Annotated in this window: 22 protein-coding genes; 14 read left to right on the top strand and 8 right to left on the bottom strand. The window is 60.0% G+C overall.

Annotated features, from left to right (window positions below; translation table 11 throughout):
- The first annotated feature begins 15 nt into the window (after nt 1–15).
- Nucleotides 16–336 carry a thioredoxin gene (trxA, locus tag ACXAG6_RS02805; RefSeq protein WP_140012523.1) on the top strand — a complete coding sequence of 107 codons (321 nt, stop codon included), beginning with the start codon at nt 16–18 and terminating at the stop codon, nt 334–336.
- 45 nt (nt 337–381) lie between these two features.
- On the opposite strand, the gene ACXAG6_RS02800 is transcribed toward trxA, so the two are convergent.
- The gene (locus tag ACXAG6_RS02800) at nt 382–1,287 is read right to left on the bottom strand and encodes a hypothetical protein (protein ID WP_475334799.1); all 906 of its coding nucleotides are present in this window, start codon (nt 1,285–1,287) and stop codon (nt 382–384) included.
- 86 nt (nt 1,288–1,373) lie between these two features.
- Here ACXAG6_RS02800 and hslV point away from each other — a divergent pair, with 86 nt between their 5' ends.
- From hslV to ACXAG6_RS02775, 5 genes are read left to right on the top strand one after another with little or no spacing between them, the layout of a single operon-like run.
- A complete protein-coding gene (gene hslV / locus ACXAG6_RS02795) occupies nt 1,374–1,931 on the top strand; it encodes an ATP-dependent protease subunit HslV (protein ID WP_475334796.1) in 558 nt (185 codons plus the stop codon).
- Nucleotides 1,928–3,028, top strand: coding sequence for a hypothetical protein (locus ACXAG6_RS02790; protein WP_475334793.1), 1,101 nt, complete (start codon nt 1,928–1,930; stop codon nt 3,026–3,028). Before hslV ends, ACXAG6_RS02790 begins: the two co-directional genes overlap by 4 nt.
- A complete protein-coding gene (gene hslU / locus ACXAG6_RS02785) occupies nt 3,025–4,335 on the top strand; it encodes an ATP-dependent protease ATPase subunit HslU (RefSeq protein WP_475334791.1) in 1,311 nt (436 codons plus the stop codon). Before ACXAG6_RS02790 ends, hslU begins: the two co-directional genes overlap by 4 nt.
- A gap of 39 nt (nt 4,336–4,374) precedes the next feature.
- A complete protein-coding gene (locus tag ACXAG6_RS02780; RefSeq protein ID WP_475334789.1) occupies nt 4,375–5,487 on the top strand; it encodes an alpha/beta hydrolase in 1,113 nt (370 codons plus the stop codon).
- A 40-nt stretch (nt 5,488–5,527) separates the two neighbouring features.
- Nucleotides 5,528–6,751 (top strand): MFS transporter, encoded by a 1,224-nt coding sequence (locus tag ACXAG6_RS02775; RefSeq protein WP_475334788.1) that lies wholly within the window; start codon nt 5,528–5,530, stop codon nt 6,749–6,751.
- Here ACXAG6_RS02775 and ACXAG6_RS02770 read toward each other — a convergent pair.
- The 3 genes from ACXAG6_RS02770 to ACXAG6_RS02760 all read right to left on the bottom strand — a co-directional run bounded on the left by ACXAG6_RS02770 (nt 6,734) and on the right by ACXAG6_RS02760 (nt 8,881).
- A complete protein-coding gene (locus ACXAG6_RS02770; protein ID WP_475334785.1) occupies nt 6,734–7,309 on the bottom strand; it encodes a Smr/MutS family protein in 576 nt (191 codons plus the stop codon). The genes ACXAG6_RS02775 and ACXAG6_RS02770 overlap by 18 nt on opposite strands.
- Nucleotides 7,306–8,028, bottom strand: a complete 723-nt coding sequence (locus ACXAG6_RS02765; RefSeq protein ID WP_475334783.1) for an MltA domain-containing protein — start codon at nt 8,026–8,028, stop codon at nt 7,306–7,308. The genes ACXAG6_RS02770 and ACXAG6_RS02765 overlap by 4 nt, the downstream gene beginning before the upstream one ends.
- A gap of 187 nt (nt 8,029–8,215) precedes the next feature.
- Complete coding sequence (locus ACXAG6_RS02760; protein WP_140012513.1) at nt 8,216–8,881, bottom strand: Tim44/TimA family putative adaptor protein; 666 nt, start codon at nt 8,879–8,881, stop codon at nt 8,216–8,218.
- Nucleotides 8,882–8,984: 103 nt separating this feature from the next.
- Here ACXAG6_RS02760 and ACXAG6_RS02755 point away from each other — a divergent pair, with 103 nt between their 5' ends.
- Nucleotides 8,985–9,461 (top strand): FxsA family protein, encoded by a 477-nt coding sequence (locus ACXAG6_RS02755; RefSeq protein ID WP_475334781.1) that lies wholly within the window; start codon nt 8,985–8,987, stop codon nt 9,459–9,461.
- A 54-nt stretch (nt 9,462–9,515) separates the two neighbouring features.
- Nucleotides 9,516–10,016: a protein-export chaperone SecB gene (gene secB, locus ACXAG6_RS02750; RefSeq protein WP_140012511.1), complete on the top strand. Its 501-nt coding sequence runs from the start codon at nt 9,516–9,518 to the stop codon at nt 10,014–10,016.
- On the opposite strand, the gene dnaQ is transcribed toward secB, so the two are convergent.
- The 4 genes from dnaQ to ACXAG6_RS02730 are packed head-to-tail and all read right to left on the bottom strand — an operon-like array spanning nt 10,013 to nt 12,720.
- Nucleotides 10,013–10,705, bottom strand: a complete 693-nt coding sequence (gene dnaQ, locus ACXAG6_RS02745; protein ID WP_475334778.1) for a DNA polymerase III subunit epsilon — start codon at nt 10,703–10,705, stop codon at nt 10,013–10,015. The genes secB and dnaQ overlap by 4 nt on opposite strands.
- Nucleotides 10,698–11,294, bottom strand: a complete 597-nt coding sequence (gene coaE, locus ACXAG6_RS02740; RefSeq protein WP_475334776.1) for a dephospho-CoA kinase — start codon at nt 11,292–11,294, stop codon at nt 10,698–10,700. The genes dnaQ and coaE overlap by 8 nt, the downstream gene beginning before the upstream one ends.
- On the bottom strand, nt 11,291–12,124 hold the full coding sequence (locus tag ACXAG6_RS02735) for a shikimate dehydrogenase (RefSeq protein ID WP_475334773.1): 834 nt from the start codon (nt 12,122–12,124) through the stop codon (nt 11,291–11,293). Before ACXAG6_RS02735 ends, coaE begins: the two co-directional genes overlap by 4 nt.
- Nucleotides 12,121–12,720, bottom strand: coding sequence for a Maf family protein (locus ACXAG6_RS02730; RefSeq protein ID WP_475334772.1), 600 nt, complete (start codon nt 12,718–12,720; stop codon nt 12,121–12,123). Before ACXAG6_RS02730 ends, ACXAG6_RS02735 begins: the two co-directional genes overlap by 4 nt.
- 387 nt (nt 12,721–13,107) lie before the next feature.
- On the opposite strand from ACXAG6_RS02730, the gene hemJ reads away from it, so the two are divergent.
- From hemJ to ACXAG6_RS02700, 6 genes are all read left to right on the top strand, one after another.
- A complete protein-coding gene (gene hemJ / locus ACXAG6_RS02725) occupies nt 13,108–13,563 on the top strand; it encodes a protoporphyrinogen oxidase HemJ (protein ID WP_475334770.1) in 456 nt (151 codons plus the stop codon).
- Nucleotides 13,564–13,692: 129 nt separating this feature from the next.
- Entirely contained in the window at nt 13,693–14,964 is a 1,272-nt protein-coding gene (rho, locus tag ACXAG6_RS02720) for a transcription termination factor Rho (protein ID WP_475334767.1), read from the top strand.
- Nucleotides 14,965–14,991: 27 nt separating this feature from the next.
- Nucleotides 14,992–16,272 carry a tRNA uridine-5-carboxymethylaminomethyl(34) synthesis GTPase MnmE gene (gene mnmE / locus ACXAG6_RS02715; RefSeq protein WP_475334765.1) on the top strand — a complete coding sequence of 427 codons (1,281 nt, stop codon included), beginning with the start codon at nt 14,992–14,994 and terminating at the stop codon, nt 16,270–16,272.
- 11 nt (nt 16,273–16,283) lie between these two features.
- Nucleotides 16,284–18,149, top strand: coding sequence for a tRNA uridine-5-carboxymethylaminomethyl(34) synthesis enzyme MnmG (gene mnmG / locus ACXAG6_RS02710; protein ID WP_475334762.1), 1,866 nt, complete (start codon nt 16,284–16,286; stop codon nt 18,147–18,149).
- Nucleotides 18,146–18,766: a 16S rRNA (guanine(527)-N(7))-methyltransferase RsmG gene (rsmG, locus tag ACXAG6_RS02705; protein WP_475334760.1), complete on the top strand. Its 621-nt coding sequence runs from the start codon at nt 18,146–18,148 to the stop codon at nt 18,764–18,766. Before mnmG ends, rsmG begins: the two co-directional genes overlap by 4 nt.
- Nucleotides 18,759–19,559: a ParA family protein gene (locus ACXAG6_RS02700; protein ID WP_140012502.1), complete on the top strand. Its 801-nt coding sequence runs from the start codon at nt 18,759–18,761 to the stop codon at nt 19,557–19,559. The genes rsmG and ACXAG6_RS02700 overlap by 8 nt, the downstream gene beginning before the upstream one ends.
- Nucleotides 19,560–19,561 lie beyond the last annotated feature (2 nt).

Below are 19,561 nucleotides of genomic sequence, written 5' to 3'. Positions count from 1 at the left end.
ATCAGGAGAGCCGAGATGGCCACCGTTGCCGTTACCGATGACACCTTTGACACTGAGGTGAAGGAAGCTGATCTGCCCGTCGTGGTGGATTTCTGGGCCGAGTGGTGCGGCCCTTGTAAACAGATCGGTCCGGCGCTTGAGGAGCTTTCCGACGAGCTCGACGGCAAAGTGAAGATCGTCAAAGTCAACGTCGACGAAAACCCCAACGCCCCGGCCCAGATGGGTGTGCGCGGCATCCCCGCCCTGTTCCTCTTCAAGGACGGTCAGGTTGTGTCGAACAAGACAGGCGCTGCCCCCAAGGCCGCGCTGCAAAGCTGGATCACCGAATCCATCTGATTGCATTCCATCGCGAACGTTAAATGGCGCCTTCAGGCGCCATTTTCATATCTGCCAGCCGTGGGCCCGCAGATTCTTCGGCAAGTCCCGATCGAAAGTATCGTTGCCGGCGTTCAGAGTGTCGCGCGTGAGAAACCAGGTGACATAGGCGCCAAAGTCCGGTGCTTCACGAAGCTTGTCGAAGGCCGCCTGCAGCCCATCACGCGGCACCGAACCGGCGATATGGTGAAAGTCGATTTCTCCAAAAAGAATGGCCGGCTTTTCAAGAAAGTAACCCTGAAAGGCGACCGAGCTGTTCTGCGTCGCTACGTAGGAACACCTTCGCAAGAGCATGTCGGTGGCGCCTTCGGCAACCTCAAAGCGCGCATGCGCCCGCTCCAGCGCCTCCAACGCCTTGCGTTCCGCCGTTGTGTAGGCCTCGCGCGGGTGCAGCGTGGCCACAACCGGGCAGGACGTACGCGCAAGCACCTCGCCGATCATTTCCATCGGGCTCATCGACTGAAACGAGCGGCGCTCCAACAATCGCCCCTGCAGCGGCACCAGCACAAAACCATCATCCGCCACATCCGCCCCGCGCTGAAACTGCCAGGCCCGCCAGTTGCCAAAGAACCGCGCGGCCTCCTCCGGGTCGACCTCGCCCGGGTCAAAACGCGCTTTTGCCACCGGCCAGCCCCACCGCTCATAGGTTTTTTCAATGCGCCAGAACGCACCGATGTAGGCGCGGCGGCAGGTAAGGGCGGCATCGTGTGTTGGCGCTTCCATGTGGGTCAGGGTCGGCCCGCCAAAGGCCGCAGCACGTGCTCGCTCCTCCGGGCCATCGCCCAAAGTGACAACCTCCCAGCCCTCCGCCTCGAAGATCCCCTGCACCCGGTTAAAAAAGTTGAACGTCCCGTTCCGCACCCGTTTCAGGCTGGGCGCATCTAAAAGAATGTGCAGTGTTTTCACGCTCATGCCACAGGCTAGGCGGCCAGCGTCCGGGCAACAAGGGTTGCACCCGTGCCCCTCCGCAAATATCTCCCCATAAAATGGAGGTCGCTATGGCGGACGACAAATTTCCCGGGTGGCACGGCACAACGATCATCGGCGTTCGCAAGGACGGCGAGGTGGTGGTGGCCGGTGACGGGCAGGTAAGCCTTGGCCAGACGGTCATTAAAGGGTCTGCCCGCAAGGTGCGGCGCATTTCCCCCGGCGGTTTCGATGTGGTGTGCGGTTTCGCCGGCTCCACGGCCGACGCCTTCACCCTGCTCGAACGGCTCGAATCCAAGCTGGAGGCCACACCGGGACAACTTGCCCGTGCATCGGTTGAGCTGGCAAAGGACTGGCGCACCGACAAGTACCTTCAAAAGCTGGAGGCCATGCTGATCGTCACCGACGGTAAGGAGCTTCTGGTTATCACCGGCGCTGGAGATGTGCTTGAGCCTGAGCATGGCATCGCGGCCATCGGCTCCGGCGGCAACTTCGCGCTGGCCGCCGCACGCGGCCTCATAGATCAGGATCTCGACGCCGAGGCCATCGCCCGCCGCGCGATGGAGATCGCCTCCGACATTTGCGTCTACACCAACGGCAACCTGACCGTTGAGAAAATTGGCAAATGAGCATCACCCGCGATGACATCCGGGCAGCCGTCGGTGCAGGCAAAATCAGCGAGGCGCAGGCCACGGCCATTGTTGCGCTCTCCGATGCCCGCCGGGGTGCGCGCGAAAACCTGCAAGGACTCGACGAGCCCTTTGAGCTGTTCAAAGGCTTCAACGAGATCTTCATCGTCGTCGGCCTGACAATCCTCTACGCAGGGTGGACGGGCCTCACTGGCGTTACCACCTTTCTCGCCAGCAGCTCCATGACCTCGCTCCTGCTGTGCGGCATCACGGGCATGGCCACGCTGGTCGCCCTCGCGTCCTACTTCACACGTAAGCGCAGGATGGTTGCGCCCTCCATCGCGCTGGCCATCATGTTTGCCTTCTCCGCAATTCAGGCCGGATGGGCGGTGAGCTACTGGATGGTGCCCGATAGCGGCATCCCCAAGGTGACCGATTCTTCAGATGTGCGCACCGTCATCATGCTGGCCTTCGCCACCCTTTCGGTCATCTTCTACTGGCTCGCGTTCCGCGTGCCATTCGCGATGCTCCTCATCGCGCTGGGTTTTTACGCCACATGCTTCGGGCTGACGGCGCTCAATGGCCCCGAGCTAGACAGTTTCCGCGATGTCTTTTTGCTCTCTGCCAATTCGGCATTCTCTTGGATCACCCTCGCCCTCGGCCTCCTTGGCCTGGCCATCGCACTGCGCTTCGACATGTCAGACCCGCACCGCGTGACCCGTCGAGCCAGTCAAGCGTTCTGGCTCCATGTCATTGCCGCTCCGGCCATCGTCAACACTGTGGCCTTCACCCTCTTCCTCCAAGGCGGGGCTACCTCCTACCTCATCCTCAGCGGCTTCCTCCTGCTCATGGCGCTCTTCGCCATCGTGATCGACCGCCGCTCCTTCCTCATTTCCGGCATCGGCTATGTGGTGGCTCTCACCGCACTCGCAGCCGAAGGCAATACATGGGCCTTCATCCTGCTGCTCGGCGTCTTCCTCGTGGCCCTCGGTGCCTTCTGGGAAAGCATCCGCGGCGCGATCATGGCAGTGCTTCCCACCTTTCCCGGCAAGGACAACCTGCCGCCCTGGACGCGGCCGAAAGAGCAGACAGCATGACAGACCTGACCCCCCGCGAGATCGTTTCAGAGCTCGACCGCTTCATCATCGGCCAAAAGGACGCCAAGCGCGCCGTTGCCGTTGCCCTTCGCAACCGCTGGCGGCGCAAGCAGCTGGCCGATGACATCCGCGAGGAGGTGTACCCCAAGAACATCCTGATGATCGGCCCGACCGGCGTGGGCAAAACCGAGATTTCCCGACGCCTCGCCAAGCTGGCCCGTGCGCCTTTCATCAAGGTTGAGGCCACCAAATTTACAGAGGTTGGCTATGTTGGCCGTGATGTGGAGCAGATCATCCGCGATCTGGTTGACGCGTCCATTGCCCAGACCCGGGAGTTGATGCGCGAAGACGTCAGGTCGAAAGCCCGCGAAGCCGCCGAAGAGCGGGTGCTGCGCGCCATCGCCGGAGAAGACGCACGCGGCAAAACTCTCTACATGTTCCGCGACAAGCTCCGCAACGGCGAGCTCGACGACACCGAGATCGAGCTGGACATCGCAGAGCCCGCTCCCTCCATGCCGATGTTCGAGATCCCCGGCCAACCCGGCGGCGGGATGCAGGGCATGGGCAACCTGCAAGATCTGTTCGGCAAGGCCTTCGGCGGGCGCACCCAGCGCCGCAAATTCACCGTCGCCGAAAGCTATGACGTGCTGATCGGCGAAGAGGCCGACAAGCTGCTGGATGATGAGGCCGTCAAGGCAGCAGCGCTTGAATCCGTGCAGGAGAATGGCATCGTCTTTATCGACGAGATCGACAAGGTTTGTGCCCGCGCCGAAACACGTGGCGGCGATGTAAGCCGCGAGGGTGTTCAGCGCGATCTGCTGCCGCTGATCGAGGGCACAACCGTTTCCACCAAGCATGGCCCGGTCAAGACAGATCATATCCTCTTCATCGCTTCCGGCGCCTTCCACATCGCCAAGCCGTCCGATCTGCTCCCCGAGCTTCAGGGCCGCCTGCCCATCCGGGTTGAGTTGCGAGCGTTGACCGAGCAGGATTTTGTCCGGATCCTGACCGAAACCGACAATGCGCTGACCCGGCAATACACCGCCCTGATGAAGACCGAAGGGGTGGAGGTGAGCTTTACCGATGATGGTATCTCGGCCCTTGCCCGCATCGCGGCAGAGGTCAATCAGAGCGTCGAGAATATCGGTGCCCGTCGGCTCTACACTGTGATCGAACGGGTCTTTGAGGAGCTTTCCTTCGTGGCGCCCGACAAGTCTGGCGACGCGGTCGAGATCAACGCCGACTATGTCGAGGAGAACCTTGGCGAACTTTCCCGCTCCACCGATTTGTCGCGGTACGTTCTATAGCAATGGCACCTGCCGTGCGGGCGCGATAATCTGGCAACCATGACTGGTCTATTGCGCCTTACGCTGCTGATTCTTGGACTGTCCGCCTGCGCCCCGCGTGCTTCGCTGGTGATCGTGCCCAGCGCCGTGGGGATCGGCACGCCTTACACAATCTTTGTCGGCAGCACCCGGGAGCGTGACCCTACAAAGAAGGCCCTCCGCTACACGGAGCGCGGACCGCTTGGCTACCTGTCCTATGACGTGTCCGTTCCGCCCAACAGGCAGCCCGGCGAAGTGCGCACCGCACGGCGCCGTGGCGCAGATGTTCAGCGCGATTTCGTCGCAACGGCGGCAAACCGCTACGCGACACCACAAACATTTCGTGGTGCGGTCCATCAGGCGTTGAAGGCCCGGCCAAAGGCGCGGGGGAACGTGATCGTCTATGTTCACGGCTACAACAACACCATCGCTGACGCAGTCTTCCGCCTCGCTCAGTTGACCCATGATCTCAAGATCGACGATCTGCCTGTCAGCTACACATGGCCCTCCGCCGAAAACCCGCTGGCTTACGCCTATGACCGCGACAGTGCCCTGTTTGCACGAGACGGGCTGGAGCAGTTTCTGGAGGAAGTCTCGCAATCCGGTGCCCGGACTATCACCATTGTCGGCCATTCGATGGGCTCGCTTGTGGTGATGGAAACCCTACGCCAAATGGCCATTCGCGGTGATCGCAAAGTGCTGCCCAAGCTCAACGGCGTCATACTGATGTCGCCCGATCTGGATGTTGATCTGTTCCGCACCCAAGCCAAGCGGATCGGCAACTTGCCGCAACCCTTCATCATCTTCACTTCCAGCCGAGACAAGGCCCTGCGCCTGTCTGCCCGCCTCACCGGCCTCCCCGCCCGGCTTGGCAACCTGCCGGATGTAGAGGCCGTGGCAGACCTTGATGTCACCCTCATAGATGTTTCCAGTTTCCAGAGCGGCGGGCTGGATCACTTCGTGGCCGCCGAAAATCCGGCACTGTTGAAGATCCTTGGCCAAGTCGGTGCCGTCGATGCCGCTTTCGGAACCGATAATGCAGGCCGCGCTGGGCTCCTCCCCGGCACAATTCTGACGGTGCGCAGCGCCACCTCCATCATCCTCTCGCCCGTCACAGCCCTCGCCGGAAACTGACAGCTTTTCATCCCCGTCCTTCGGCGCGATAAACGCCCGCATGAGCTTCTTCGGCTTCCTGCGCAGCAATGCCCCATTCCTACTGGCCGGTGCATTGCTCTCCTTTAGCTCATCCTTCGGGCAAACCTTCTTCATTTCGGTTTTCGCAGGCGAGATCATGGGCACCTTCGGGCTCTCTGACGGCCAGTGGGGGCTCATCTATACCGTCGGCACAACCCTTTCGGCTTTGGCGATGGTCTGGGCCGGCGCCTTGACCGATCGCTACCGCGTGCGCGCCCTCGCCAATATCGTCGGGCCCGGTCTGGCACTCTCCTGCCTCGCCATGGCCACCGTCCCCGGGCCGTTTCTTCTGGTATTTGTCATCTTCGCACTCCGCCTGTTTGGACAAGGCCTGTTCAGCCATCTTTCTGTGGTTGCCATGGCGCGGTGGTTCATCGGTCGGCGCGGAATGGCGCTGTCGATCTCGTCGCTTGGCTTTGCCCTCGGGCAAGCGGTTCTTCCCGTTGGAGCCGCAGCAGCTTTGCTGACATTGAACTGGCGGTGGCTCTGGGTTGTGGCAGCGGGCCTCATTCTGGCGGCGCTGCCCGTGTTGGCCCTTCTGCTGCGCAACGAAAGAACGCCTCAATCCGTCGCCAGCTCCGCGCCGATGGCCGGCATGGACAATCACCATTGGACCCGCGCCGAGGTTTTGCGCCATCCTCTCTTCTGGTTCAGCATCCCGGTGCTGCTCGGGCCAGCGGCATGGGGCACCTCGCTGTTCTTCCAGCAAGTCCATTTCGCAGCAATAAAGGGCTGGGCGCTGGTCGATTACGTTGCGCTCATGCCGGTGTTCACCACCTTGGCCATCATCTCAACCTTCACCACCGGCGCGCTGATTGACCGCTTTGGCACGGCCCGGCTGATGATGCTCTTCATGTTGCCCTTCGCCTTTGGCTTCCTGCTGCTCTGGCAGGCGGAAAGCCTGCACATGGCAGCGGCAGGGCTTGGCATGGTCGCCCTTGGTGTCGGGGCTCAGGCCACCCTGCCCGGATCCTACTGGGCCGAGTTTTTCGGAACCCGCCACATCGGGGCAATCAAGGCCGCCGCCGGAGCGATCATGGTGTTCGGGTCTGCAATCGGGCCGGGCATCAGTGGTTGGCTCATTGACGCCGGCTACAACTTTGAAGAGCAGCTGCCTTGGATCGCCGCCTATTTCGTTTTCGCGGCAGTGAATATCACCATCGGGCTGACGGCAGCGCGCAAACGGCTACCGGCTACGCCTTAGATACACATAAAATGCACCCTCGCCACCATGCCTAAGGTTGGCTGGGGTCACTTCCAGCACCAGCGCCGTCAGCGGCGGCCGCGTTAGCCAATCGGGCACCTGTCGGCGCAAAACACCAGGACGGGACGGAATGGGCCCTTCGTCATCCGGCCGCGTGCGCCCCTTGCCGGTGATCACCAAGACCAGCCGTTTGCCATCTGCATGGGTGGAGTGGATGAACTTCAAGAGCCGCGGGTGCGCCTCGGCCAAAGTCATGCCGTGCAAATCAATCCGTGCTTCCGGCTTCAACTTGCCCCGCTTCATCCGGGTGAAAGCCTTACGATCCATCGCCGGAGCGTGTTTGGCCGCCTGGGCCTTCGTTTCAGTGGAGCCAGCCCTTTCCCCAATCGTGAAAGGCTGCGGAACGAATTTTGGCTTAGGCTCAGGCGCGTGATGCGGTTTGGTTGCTGTTGGCGTAGGTTTCGGACGGCTCTTCGTGAGCGGCGTCGCCTTCTCCACTACCTTCCGCCACAGCGCTTCATCTTCGTTGCTAAGTCGCTTTGGTGTTTTCCGGCTCATCGCACCGCCTTGGGAACGAGCCGAAAAAAGTTGACTGTCGTGTTCAACCGCCCTGCCTGTGCGCCCGCTTGCGCTCCGGTGCCGCAAAACAAATCCGTCCGCCCCGCACCTTTGATCGCCCCACCCGTGTCCTGCGCAACGCAAAGGCGCGGCGCCGTGTCGGGGTGCTTGGGCACCACATAGGCCAGAGCGCCAAGCCTTGTATGGGCTTCATCAACCGCAATACTGCGCTGCGCCGTCAGCGGCACACCTGCGGTGCCAATCGGCCCCAAGTCTTCTGGCAAATCATCAAGGGAGCGGAAAAAAACGTAGCTCGGGTTCTCCCGCAGGTAGCGCGGCCCTAATTCGGGGTGATCGGAGAACCAGGCCTGTATCGCCTGCATGGAGGCATCTTTAGCGGTGAGGTGCCCCCTCTCGATCAGGAGCTTGCCGAGCGAAACATAGGGGTGGCCATTTTTTCCGGCATAACCGACACGGCGCATCGACCCATCGGCAAGGCGTACACGGCCAGAGCCCTGCACCTGCAGCAAGAAAGCGTCGAGCGGGCTTTTCAGCCAAGCCAGCTCGCGCCCCTCAAGCAGATCACCATCTTCGATCTCGGCGCGCGTGGCAAAACTGTCTCCGGTTTGCCAACCCTCAGGGAGCCCGTGGATCGGCGCGCGGCAGTCATCGCTCTCTTGCAGCGCCCCCTCGTAAACCGGCTCAAAATAGCCCGTCATCACGGCATCCTCAGCCACGACCTCGGCATCATAGGATCGCTCTAGGAATGCCCTAGCATCACCCGGCACGACACCATGCGCGGAGTCATCGTTTTTTGCTGTTCTCAGATATGCGCTCAGAGCGAGGTCATGATCATCCCCTGCCCAACCGGGCAGATCTGCCAATGCAAGCCGCGACACGCCCGGCTCACTCGCCGGTGGCGACCAGTTTCCAGTTGGGATCGCCTGTGCCCATATGCCTTGCAAAGGTCCAGACATCGCGCTGGCGCTTCACAGCATTCGGGTCGCCTTCAACGATATCGCCGCCGGCATCACGCACCACACTTGTCATCTCACCGATGAAGCGCACGGTAATTTCGGCCTCGCTGCTGGCCTCGTCAAAGCTGGCGTTCTTCAGCACCGTCTCACGCACGCCAATAAAGCTGGCCTCAACCGTAACACCGTTTTCGGCGCGCATCTTCACGACGTCCTCGAAGCTCTCGGCGACGTCCTCGCCAAGGAACGGTGCTACGCTATCAAGCTCACCCCGCTCAAAAGCCATCAGGATCATCTCATATGCACCGCGGGCCCCGTGAAGAAACTCGCCAACCGAAAAACCGGGCTCAACAGACTTCATCTTGGCCAGCGCATCAGCCGCCGGCCCCTCGGGGACATTGTCGGTGATATCGCGGTCAATCCCGCCGTCGATCACCTCAAAATCCGGACGAGAATTTTCGCGGCTACGGCTTGGGCCGGGCAGCGGGGCTTGCGGCTTTTCGAAACCCTCGCGGGTGCCCAGCACGGAGCGCAGCCGCAGGATCAGGAAGATCGCGACACCGGCAAGCACAAGCAGCTGGATAACGGCAAGATTCATTGGGGCCTCGGGCACAAAGTTGGCAATTGGAGCGTTCCGAACATATGTAGGCTTTCGCAGGGGGCAAGTCCACCAGCGCCCCTGCGACACTTACGGAGGTTTGATGCCCCTATTAGCGCTTTTCATCGCGGTCCCGATCATCGAGATTGCTCTCTTCATCCAGGTCGGGGGCCTTATCGGGCTCTGGCCGACCCTCGGGATCGTAATCGTAACAGCAATTCTCGGCACTTGGCTGGTCAAGAGCCAAGGGCGGCAGGTGCTGGCCGATCTTCAGGGCAGATTCAACGACTTGCGCGACCCAACTGAGCCGCTCGCACATGGTGCGATGATCCTGTTTTCCGGCGCACTCCTGCTCACGCCCGGGTTTTTCACAGATGCTGTCGGCTTTCTGCTCCTCATCCCCGGCTTCCGAACCATGGCCTTTGAGTGGTTGCGCAAGCGCGTGAGGGTTCAAAGTTTCACCATGGGCAGCGGGCCAGCCCAGCGCGCTGCGCGGGATGATGTGGTTGAGGGCAGTTTTCACGAGGTTGAACCAGACACGCCAAAGGTGCCCGGTAATTCCGGGTGGACACGCCATTGAGGCCACCGCCAACGCCTGATAAAGCAGGCCCGACCTAAAAAACCGGAGGGCCCAATGGCCGACACCCCCGAAAATGGCGCTGCGGCGCCGCAAGAGCCGCCCCAGGTTCAACTGCAAATCCTCGCTCAGTTCATCCGCGATATGTCGTTTGAAAACATCGTGGTGCAAAAAGGCGTGACTGGTGAAGTTCAGCCCGACATGCAGGTGTCGGTTGCCGTGGACGCGCGCAAACGCACCACGCCCAACCAGTATGAAGTCACGCTGAAAACCAAGGTTGAAAGCAAAAACCGCCCGGATGGCGCAACGCTTTTCCTGCTTGAGCTCGACTATGGGGCAGTGTTCCAGATCGAAGGCGTGCCGGAAGACCAGCTGCACCCTTTCCTGCTCATCGAATGCCCCCGTCAGGTGTTTCCCTACGTCCGCCGCATCGTGTCTGACGTCACCCGTGACGGCAACTTCCCGCCGGTGAACCTGCAAAACATCGACTTTGTGGCGCTCTATCGCCAGCAAATCGCCCAGCGGGCGGCCGAGGCTGCACCTAAAGCCGACGCTTAATTGGCAAACCGCTTCCAGACCGCCGCATCACCGAGCTTTTCCACAAAAGCCTGGTGTGCGGCGTTCTCACTTTCCGTTAGCCGCGCGGGCAACGCCTGCGGGCGAGGAGACGGGCGCCAATTGGTATCCACCGTGTCAGACGTGCTCCGGCTTCTCGTTTCCGAAAGCACCAACCCCGGCTGGCGGCCGCCGATCAGCTCCAAATAGACATCGGCCAAAATTTGGCTGTCGAGCAAGGCCCCGTGCAGCTCACGCTCCGTGGTAATCCCAAACCTCCGGCACAGCGCATCCAGCGATGCTGGCGAGCCCGGAAACTTCTTGCGCGCCATAGCCACTGTATCAATCGCCCGATCGTCCGGGATGAGCGGCTTTTTGACCCAACCCAACTCCGCATTCAGGAATTTCATGTCGAAGGCGGCGTTGTGGATCACCAGCTTTGCATCGCCGATGAAATCCAGAAAGTCCTGAGCTATGGCTGCGAAAAGCGGCTTGTCGGCCAGAAATTCTTCACTGATACCATGCACTTGAAAGGCTTCAGTCGGCATGTCGCGCTGCGGATTGATGTATTGGTGATAGTGGTTGCCTGTCGGCATATGCCCCACCAGCTCCACCGCACCGATCTCAACAATCCGGTCTCCGCTGAACGGATCAAACCCGGTAGTTTCAGTATCAAGTACGATCTCACGCATCAATTCGCTCCCTGATCTCCGCTACGATAGCCTCTACCTGAGCCTCGGCTTGCTCCAGCGTTTCTGTCTCGATCACCCGATCCGCCCGGGCTCTTTTTTCGGCATCGGGCATCTGTGCGGCAACGATCCGGTCAAAGGCAGACTCATCCATCGTGCCCCGCTCCAAAACCCGGCGCCGCTGTTCCTCAGGCGAGCAGCTAACTGTCACCGTCAGGTCCATCTCACGCTCCGCCCCTGTTTCAAAGAGTAATGGGATATCGAAAAGCAGAATATCCGCGTCAGCCTGGTCGGCAAACGCAACGCGGTCTTGCTGCACCAGCGGGTGCACGACAGCTTCAATGGCCTTCAAGGCACCGTCATCCTCGGTAATCCACGCGCGCAGTTCCGCACGAGACACCGCCCCATCTATAACCGCCGCAGGCCGAAGCTCAGCAATCGCCCGAACGGCACCGCCGCCCTTGTCATAAAGCCGGTGCACAGCTGCATCCGCATCCCATACGGCAACGCCTTTGTCAGCGAACATGCGCGCCGTGGTGGACTTACCCATGCCGATCCCGCCGGTGAGCCCTATCCGGAACGCGCCGCTCACCAGCCAAGCACAGCCGAACGGGTTTGATCTGTCACAGGAGGCCGTTCGCCGAACCACCGCTCAAACCCGGGCGCGCCTTGGTGGATTAGCATGCCAAGCCCATCAACCGTGGTGCAGCCCCGCGCGGCCGCTGTCTTCAAAAGCTCGGTGTCCAGCGGGGTGTAGACGATATCGGTGACAACCATATCGGGGGTCAGCGCATCGAGCGGCACCTTGAACTCCGATTTGCCGACCATCCCAAGGGAGGTCGTGTTCACGATAAGGGCCGCGCCTTCAATCATCGAGCCTGCAAGCACCCAGTCGAAAACGGTGATCTTGGGGCCAAACTCGGTGCGCAGGGCCTCAGCGCGGGGCCGCGAGCGATTGGCGAGGCGAATATCGGTGCAGCCCGCCTCAATGAGAGACGCCAAAACCGCGCGGCACGCCCCGCCAGCCCCAAAAATAGCCACCGGCCCATCCTTCGGTTCCCAGTCCGGCGCTCCGGCCCTGAGGTTGGCGATAAAGCCGTAACCATCGGTATTATCTGCGTAAATACTGCCATCATCCCGAAAGATCAGGGTGTTGGCCGATCCTATCAGTGCTGCACGATCACTCACCGCATCGGCGAGGTTCAGCGCTGCTACCTTATGCGGAATGGTGATGTTACAGCCCACAAAGCCCATCTTCGGCAGCACCCGCAGCACTTCTTCGAGGTTCTCGTGGCTGACATCCATAGGGATGTAGTGACCACGCAAGCCAAGAGCCTCCAGCCAGTGCCGGTGCAATACAGGGGAGCGAGAATGGGCGATTGGCGAGCCGATCACCCCCGCCAGCGGTATCTTGTCCGTCATGTCGGGATCACACCTTTGATCGACAGGTAGTTCAATACCTCCAATAGCGGTAATCCGAGTACATTAAAATAGTCCCCCTCAACCCGCGCAAAGAGCCGCGCACCCTCTTCCTCCAGCTTGTAGCCGCCGACGCACCACCGAATCTCATCCCAGTTGCGTTCAACATAGGCTTGAACATAGCTCGTTGAGAGTTGCCGCATGTAGAGCCGGACAACACCCACATGTCGCCACACAGGTGCACCATCCTCGTAAATTACAGCGGCTGAAAGCAACGTGTGCTTCTGCCCCGCCATCTCTGTAATCTGCGCCACTGCCTCTTTCGGGCTCCCGGGCTTGCTCAGGATGCGCCCAGAAAACTCCAACACCTGATCGCAACCCAGCACCATCCGCTCAGGGCGTTTGCCGGCGATGCGTGCAGCTTTCATCTCGGCCAATGCATCCGCTATGTCGCGCGCCTTCGCGCCCTCGGCTTCCAAGGCAGTACGCAAGGCCACCTCATCAACCCTCGGCACCTCCACATCAAACGGCACGCCCGCGTTTCTTAGGAGTGTAGCGCGGATCTCGGAGCCGGAGGCCAAGAGCAGAGGGGCTGGCATGTGAATAACCTCGTGGATGACTCTGGGAGTTGTCTGTGCACCGGGTGTGGCCTCATTCTGAACAACCTTCAACCCGGGGGAAAACCACCCGCTTGTCCCCAACCGCTCCGTTTTCCTCCCCATGAGGATAACGCGTCGTCCGATGTATGAAGAGTTTCTTTGTCCACCCGCGACTCAGCGAGTTATCCGAAGGCTTATCCACAGGATAATTTTATAATACACTGAAATTAAATGATTTTTACGAACATTCGAGTAACCATCAAGTTCCATATCCACTGTGCGCAGATCTGTGGAAAACCAAGTAATCCCCATATCCCCAGCCCCTACTACAAAAACAACCTTTCTTAAGATTCTATTTTATTATTGAAGGGAGACAGGAGGTGACCTGTGCTCTTCGATTTCCTTGCCTGGTTCTACCCATGGACCAAGACGCTGCATATTCTCGCTGTCATCTCTTGGATGGCTGGCCTGTTCTACCTGCCTCGTCTGTTCGTCCATCATGCAGAGAAAGGGATCGAGAATCCTCACTCTGATGCGATGCTCCAGACGATGGAGCTGAAGCTGCTACGCCTCATCATGAACCCTGCCATGATCGCAACCTGGATCTTCGGGATCATGCTGGCCTCGACGCCCGGCATTGTCGACTGGGTTGCCATCTGGCCCTACACCAAATTCGCGGGCATCCTTGGCCTCACATGGTTTCATCACTGGCTGGGCAAGCGGCGCAAAGACTTTGTTGCCGGCACCAACTCCGTTTCTGGTCGGACCTACCGGATGATGAACGAGGTGCCGACGCTGCTGTTGGTCGTCATCGTGGTTTCAATCGTGGTGCGCCCGTTCTGACCTTATCTTGACTCGCGGCCATCCCGCGCTTATCTCACCTGCTCAAGCGGCCGTTCGGTCGTGGATCTTCCCGCTATTTCATTCCGCGCCCCGCAGCACTGCTGTGAGTTGCGCAGCCAAGGCCCGTTCATGACCCAACCCCAGCTTTCCCTTTACGATCTCAAGTCCAAAACCCCGGCAGACCTGCTGTCGATGGCCGAAGAACTGGAGATCGACAACGCTTCGACCATGCGGAAGGGCGACATGATGTTCGCCATCCTCAAGGAGCGGGCCGAGGAAGGTTGGGACATTTCCGGTGATGGTGTGCTGGACGTTTTGCAAGATGGCTTCGGCTTCCTGCGTTCGCCCGAGGCCAACTATCTGCCCGGCCCCGACGACATCTACGTGTCCCCCGAGATGATCCGTCAGCATGGGTTGCGCACAGGCGATACCGTTGAGGGCTTCATCAAGGCGCCCGGCGACAATGAGAACTACTTCTGCATGACGAAAGTTACGCAGATCAACTTCGAAGAGCCCGAGAAGGCGCGGCACAAGATTAACTTCGACAACCTGACACCGCTCTACCCCGACGAGCGGCTGAAGATGGAAATCGACGATCCGACCATCAAAGATCGCTCCGCCCGCATCATTGATCTTGTTTCGCCCATTGGCAAAGGCCAGCGCTCGCTGATCGTGGCACCGCCGAGGACCGGTAAGACCGTGCTTCTGCAAAACATCGCCCGCTCGATCGAGGTCAATCATCCCGAGTGCTACCTGATCGTCCTGCTGATCGACGAGCGCCCTGAAGAGGTGACCGACATGCAGCGCTCGGTGAAGGGTGAGGTGATCTCCTCCACCTTCGACGAGCCCGCAACGCGCCACGTTGCCGTTTCCGAGATGGTGATCGAAAAGGCCAAGCGCCTTGTTGAGCACAAACGAGATGTGGTCATCCTGCTTGACTCGATCACCCGCCTTGGCCGGGCCTTCAACACTGTTGTGCCGTCGTCCGGCAAGGTGCTCACCGGTGGCGTGGACGCCAACGCGCTGCAACGGCCAAAACGCTTCTTTGGTGCGGCCCGGAACATCGAAGAAGGCGGCTCGCTGACCATCATCGCGACCGCTCTGATCGACACCGGCTCGCGGATGGATGAGGTGATCTTCGAAGAGTTCAAAGGCACCGGCAACTCTGAGATCGTGCTGGACCGCAAGATCTCCGACAAGCGCGTGTTCCCGGCGATGGACATCCTCAAATCCGGCACCCGGAAGGAAGATTTGCTTGTCGATCCAAAAGACCTGCAAAAAACCTTCGTTCTGCGCCGTATCCTCAACCCGATGGGCACAACAGATGCCATCGAGTTCCTGAACGGCAAGCTCAAGCAAACCAAGAACAACGCAGAGTTCTTCGACTCCATGAACACCTGATCTTTCAGGTAAATCAAAGAGTTAACCATGGACACCATCGTCGCCCAAGCCACCGCGCCCGGCCGTGCGGGGGTCGCGGTGATCCGTATTTCCGGACCGGACGCCAAGCCCGCATTGCAGCACCTTGCCGGCCGCGTGCCAGAGTCCCGGCGCGCCACGCTAATGCAGCTGCGCTGCTCCGCAGGGCTTCTCGATACCGCGCTCGTGCTGGCCTTTGACGCAGGGGCGAGCTTCACTGGCGAAGATGTGGTGGAGCTGCAAACTCATGGCTCAGTCGCGGTCACCCGCGCTGTTCTTTCAGAGCTGACAACGCTGCCAGGCCTTCGCTTCGCCGAGCCTGGAGAATTCACCCGTCGTGCGCTCGAGAACGATCAACTCGATCTGGCGCAGGTCGAAGGCCTTGCTGATCTGATCGAGGCCGAAACAGAAGCCCAACGCCAGCTCGCGCAAGCGACCTTCTCCGGTGCCCTCGGAGCGCGGGTTGAAGAATGGCGCGCCCTGCTCATTCGCGCTGCAGCCTTGCTTGAGGCAATGATCGACTTTGCCGATGAAGAAGTGCCGGAGGACACCACAACCGAGGTGCTGGACCTGATCGACACGCTGACTTCGCAATTTGACAGCGAAGCGCTTGGCGTCGATGCGGCAGAACGGATCCGCGAGGGCTTTGAGGTTGCTATTGTCGGCGCACCGAATGTCGGCAAATCCACCCTGCTAAACCGCCTTGCCGGGCGCGAAGCCGCCATTACCTCAGAGGTCGCCGGAACGACGCGCGATGTCATAGAGGTCCGCATGGATATCGGTGGCCTAGCCGTGACCCTGCTGGATACAGCTGGCCTGCGCGAAACCGAAGATCGGGTAGAAGCCATCGGTGTTGAAAGGGCAAAAGCCCGCGCCACCTCGGCAGACTTGCGAATCTTTCTTGGTCCTCCGATGGGCCTGACCCCTTCCGCGCGAGATATCCTCGCACACCCGAAGTCTGACATGAGCCAACCATCCGGCGAAGCTCTTGGCCTGTCAGGCCTGACCGGCGACGGGATTGATGAGCTCTTGTCACGCGTCAAGGCAGTGCTATCTGAACGCCTCCCAACGCAAACCACCGCGACGCACGAGCGCCACCGGGCGGCTTTGCAGTCCGCGAGCGATGCTTTGCGGGCCAGTCGAATCGAGGTAGAAGCGGGGCCTGCGAGGGCAGAAATCGCGGCCGAAGAGTTACGCACCGCCCTGCGCCGGATCGAAAGCCTAACTGGGCGCATCGGGGTTGAAGACCTGCTGGGCGAGATTTTCTCCAGCTTCTGTATCGGCAAGTAGGAGTGTTTCACGTGAAACATGACTTTGATGTCATCGTTGTTGGTGGTGGGCATGCAGGTGCTGATGCTGCCCATGCCGCAGCGCGGATGGGGGCAGCCACGGCCTTGGTAACTCTCCGGGCAAGCGATCTTGGTGTGATGTCATGCAATCCGGCGATTGGCGGTTTGGGTAAAGGGCACCTCGTTCGCGAGATTGACGCATTGGATGGCCTGATGGGCCGCGTTGCCGATGCCGCCGGAATCCAGTTTCGCCTCCTGAACCGCAAGAAAGGCCCCGCAGTCCAAGGGCCGAGAGCGCAGGCTGACCGAAAACTCTATCGGCAAGCCATGGGAGCTGCGATCGCAGACACACCCGGCTTGCGTGTGATCGAAGCCGAAGTTTCTGGCCTTTTGCTAGAGGACAGAACGGTGAAAGGCGTCCTTTTGGGGGATGGCTCCGAGCTGCATGCCAGCGCCGTGGTGCTCACCACCGGCACTTTCCTCCGCGGCACCATCCACATTGGCGACAAATCCTACCCGGGTGGTCGGATGGGCGCAGAGCGTTCTCAGCTTCTCGCCGACCAACTCGCCAGCCTCTCTCTCCCACTGGGCCGCCTCAAAACAGGAACACCCCCGCGCCTTGATGGCCGAACCATCAATTGGGAAGGCCTTGAGGATCAGCCCGGCGACGAAAGCCCAACGCTTTTCTCCTTCCTGTCCGATGCTCCAAAGGCCCGGCAGGTTTCTTGCGGGATCACCTACACAAATCCTCAAACCCACCAAATCATTACCGAAAACTTGCACCGCAGCGCCATGTATGGTGGCCATATCGAGGGTGTTGGGCCGCGCTACTGCCCTTCGATTGAGGATAAGGTCACACGGTTTTCCAGCAAGGACTCGCACCAGATCTTCTTGGAGCCAGAGGGCTTGGACGACCCGACCATCTATCCAAACGGCATCTCCACCTCCCTGCCCGAAGACGTGCAAGAAGCTTATGTGCGCTCTATCGTCGGGCTCGAACAGGTGAAAATTCTGCAGCCGGGCTATGCGATTGAATATGATTACATAGACCCCCGCGCGCTCACCTCCTCCTTGGAGCTACGCGCTCTGAGCAACCTGTTCCTCGCAGGCCAGATCAACGGCACCACCGGCTATGAAGAGGCAGCCGCGCAAGGCCTCGTCGCCGGCCTCAACGCTGCTCACCGCGCCCAAGGGAAGGATCCGATTACCTTCAGCCGGGCAGAATCCTACATCGGCGTCATGATTGACGACCTGACAACGCAAGGTGTGGCCGAGCCCTATCGGATGTTTACATCTAGGGCCGAGTTTCGCCTGTCGCTTCGGGCGGATAACGCGGACCAGCGCCTCACACCCATTGGAATTGCGCTTGGATGCGTTGGAGAAGAACGAACCCGTGCCTTCAACGAAAAGGCCGAAGCGCTGATGGATGCCAAATCCACCCTATCCAACCTCGAATTCACATCTCGCGAACTCTCCAGCCTCGGCGTCCGTGTAAACGCTGACGGCCCGCGCAGGAATGGCTTGGAGGCCTTGGGTTTGCCAGATGCAAGCATGGCCAGGCTGGAAAAAAGCGTTCCTGAACTCGGTAACATTGCACCGAGCATCGCCAACCAGGTCGAGCGAGACGCGCTCTATCAGAACTACATCGCGCGCCAAGAGCAGGACGTGGCTGCGTTGGAACGGGATGAAAACCGCGAAATACCGGGCGATTTCAGCTACGGTGCCCTTCAGGGCCTGTCCAATGAACTGAAGGCGAAGCTCAACGCCGCCCGCCCCGCCTCCCTCGGTCAGGCCGCGCGGATTGGCGGGATGACACCCGCCGCGCTTGGGTTGATCCTTGCCCACTTGCGGCGCGCCGAAAAACGGAAAGTCTCTTGAACGATCGTGATGCCGTTCTGTCGGGCCTCGATGTTTCACGTGAAACATCGCGGCGGCTCGACACCTACGCCACCCTCCTGGTGAAGTGGAACAAGGCCATCAACCTTGTCGCGCCGGCAACCCTGCCAGATCTCTGGGCACGCCATTTTTTGGACTCCGCCCAAGTCCTCAAACACGCTCCGCGACACGGGCTCTGGCTCGACATTGGTACCGGTGGCGGCTTTCCAGGGCTGGTTTGCGCGATTATCGCCCACGAAACATCACCAGACCTTACCTTCGAATTCATCGAATCTGATCAACGCAAGTGCACATTTCTCAGCACTGTCCTGCGAGAAACCGACGTTTCGGCTCAGATACACGCAAGCCGCGCCGAGTCGCTCCCATCGCGCAGCGCTCAAGTTCTTTCCGCCCGCGCAATGGCCCCCTTGAACACCCTTCTTTCCTTCGCAGATCAGCACTTGGCACCTGACGGAAAGGCGCTTTTCCTCAAGGGTGCGCAACATGAGGCAGAGATCGCGAAGGCGCTTGAAAACTGGAACTTTGACGTTCAAAAACATCCCAGCGAAACCGATCCATCCGGCGCCCTTCTCACCATAGGAAACATCTCCCGTGTCTGACCTCAGCCGTCCCAAGGCACCTAAAATTATCGCCGTTGCCAATCAGAAGGGCGGCGTTGGAAAGACGACCACGGCAATCAACCTTGGCGCCGCGCTCGCGGCTGAAGGCAAGGCCGTGCTCATCGTCGACCTTGATCCGCAGGGAAATGCCTCCACCGGCCTTGGCGTTGAGCCAGCTGACAGAACGAAAACCACCTACGATCTGATTTTGGATGACGCTCCACTGCGAGAAGTCATTCTGGCAACCGACGTTGAAAACCTCCTTCTCGCCCCCTCCACCACCGACCTCAGCTCTGCTGATATCGAACTGGTGGCCAACGAGCGGCGCAGCCACTTGCTGCACGATGCCCTTCGGCAGCCCGAGATAGACCGCTACTCGCTCGATTTTATCCTCATCGACTGCCCACCCTCGCTAAACCTTCTGACGGTAAACGCGATGATCGCGGCAGATTCCGTTCTCGTGCCCCTCCAGTCGGAATTTTATGCGCTTGAAGGCCTTTCTCAGCTTATGCTGACCCTCAGGGAAGTCCGCGAAACCGCCAACCCGAACCTCCGGATCGAGGGGGTTGTGCTGACGATGTTTGATTCTCGAAACAACCTCTCTCAACAGGTTGACGATGACGCCCGCGAAGCCCTCGGTGATCTTGTCTACCAAACCCGCATACCCAGAAACGTGCGAGTAAGCGAAGCGCCCAGCTTTGCCATGCCGGTGCTTGATTATGACCCAACCTCTAAGGGCAGCGTCGCCTACCGTGATCTCGCAAAAGAGCTGCTCGGGCGGCCTGCACAATAACA

This window comes from Vannielia sp. ABF1_015, assembly GCF_056160745.1.
This window is presented reverse-complemented; position numbering and strand designations above follow the sequence as displayed.

Bases quoted from the DNA above. Each gene is read 5' to 3' on its own strand.
- ACXAG6_RS02730 (WP_475334772.1), bottom strand. From the start codon at position 12,720: ATGCCAGCCCCTCTGCTCTTGGCCTCCGGCTCCGAGATCCGCGCTACA.
- ACXAG6_RS02770 (WP_475334785.1), bottom strand. From the start codon at position 7,309: ATGAGCCGGAAAACACCAAAGCGACTTAGCAACGAAGATGAAGCGCTG.
- ACXAG6_RS02790 (WP_475334793.1), top strand. From the start codon at position 1,928: ATGAGCATCACCCGCGATGACATCCGGGCAGCCGTCGGTGCAGGCAAA.
- secB (WP_140012511.1), top strand. From the start codon at position 9,516: ATGGCCGACACCCCCGAAAATGGCGCTGCGGCGCCGCAAGAGCCGCCC.
- trxA (WP_140012523.1), top strand. From the start codon at position 16: ATGGCCACCGTTGCCGTTACCGATGACACCTTTGACACTGAGGTGAAG.
- mnmE (WP_475334765.1), top strand. From the start codon at position 14,992: ATGGACACCATCGTCGCCCAAGCCACCGCGCCCGGCCGTGCGGGGGTC.
- ACXAG6_RS02780 (WP_475334789.1), top strand. From the start codon at position 4,375: ATGACTGGTCTATTGCGCCTTACGCTGCTGATTCTTGGACTGTCCGCC.
- rho (WP_475334767.1), top strand. From the start codon at position 13,693: ATGACCCAACCCCAGCTTTCCCTTTACGATCTCAAGTCCAAAACCCCG.
- ACXAG6_RS02775 (WP_475334788.1), top strand. From the start codon at position 5,528: ATGAGCTTCTTCGGCTTCCTGCGCAGCAATGCCCCATTCCTACTGGCC.
- ACXAG6_RS02735 (WP_475334773.1), bottom strand. From the start codon at position 12,124: ATGACGGACAAGATACCGCTGGCGGGGGTGATCGGCTCGCCAATCGCC.
- dnaQ (WP_475334778.1), bottom strand. From the start codon at position 10,705: ATGCGTGAGATCGTACTTGATACTGAAACTACCGGGTTTGATCCGTTC.
- ACXAG6_RS02765 (WP_475334783.1), bottom strand. From the start codon at position 8,028: ATGACGGGCTATTTTGAGCCGGTTTACGAGGGGGCGCTGCAAGAGAGC.
- hslU (WP_475334791.1), top strand. From the start codon at position 3,025: ATGACAGACCTGACCCCCCGCGAGATCGTTTCAGAGCTCGACCGCTTC.
- hslV (WP_475334796.1), top strand. From the start codon at position 1,374: ATGGCGGACGACAAATTTCCCGGGTGGCACGGCACAACGATCATCGGC.
- ACXAG6_RS02800 (WP_475334799.1), bottom strand. From the start codon at position 1,287: ATGAGCGTGAAAACACTGCACATTCTTTTAGATGCGCCCAGCCTGAAA.
- ACXAG6_RS02755 (WP_475334781.1), top strand. From the start codon at position 8,985: ATGCCCCTATTAGCGCTTTTCATCGCGGTCCCGATCATCGAGATTGCT.
- ACXAG6_RS02760 (WP_140012513.1), bottom strand. From the start codon at position 8,881: ATGAATCTTGCCGTTATCCAGCTGCTTGTGCTTGCCGGTGTCGCGATC.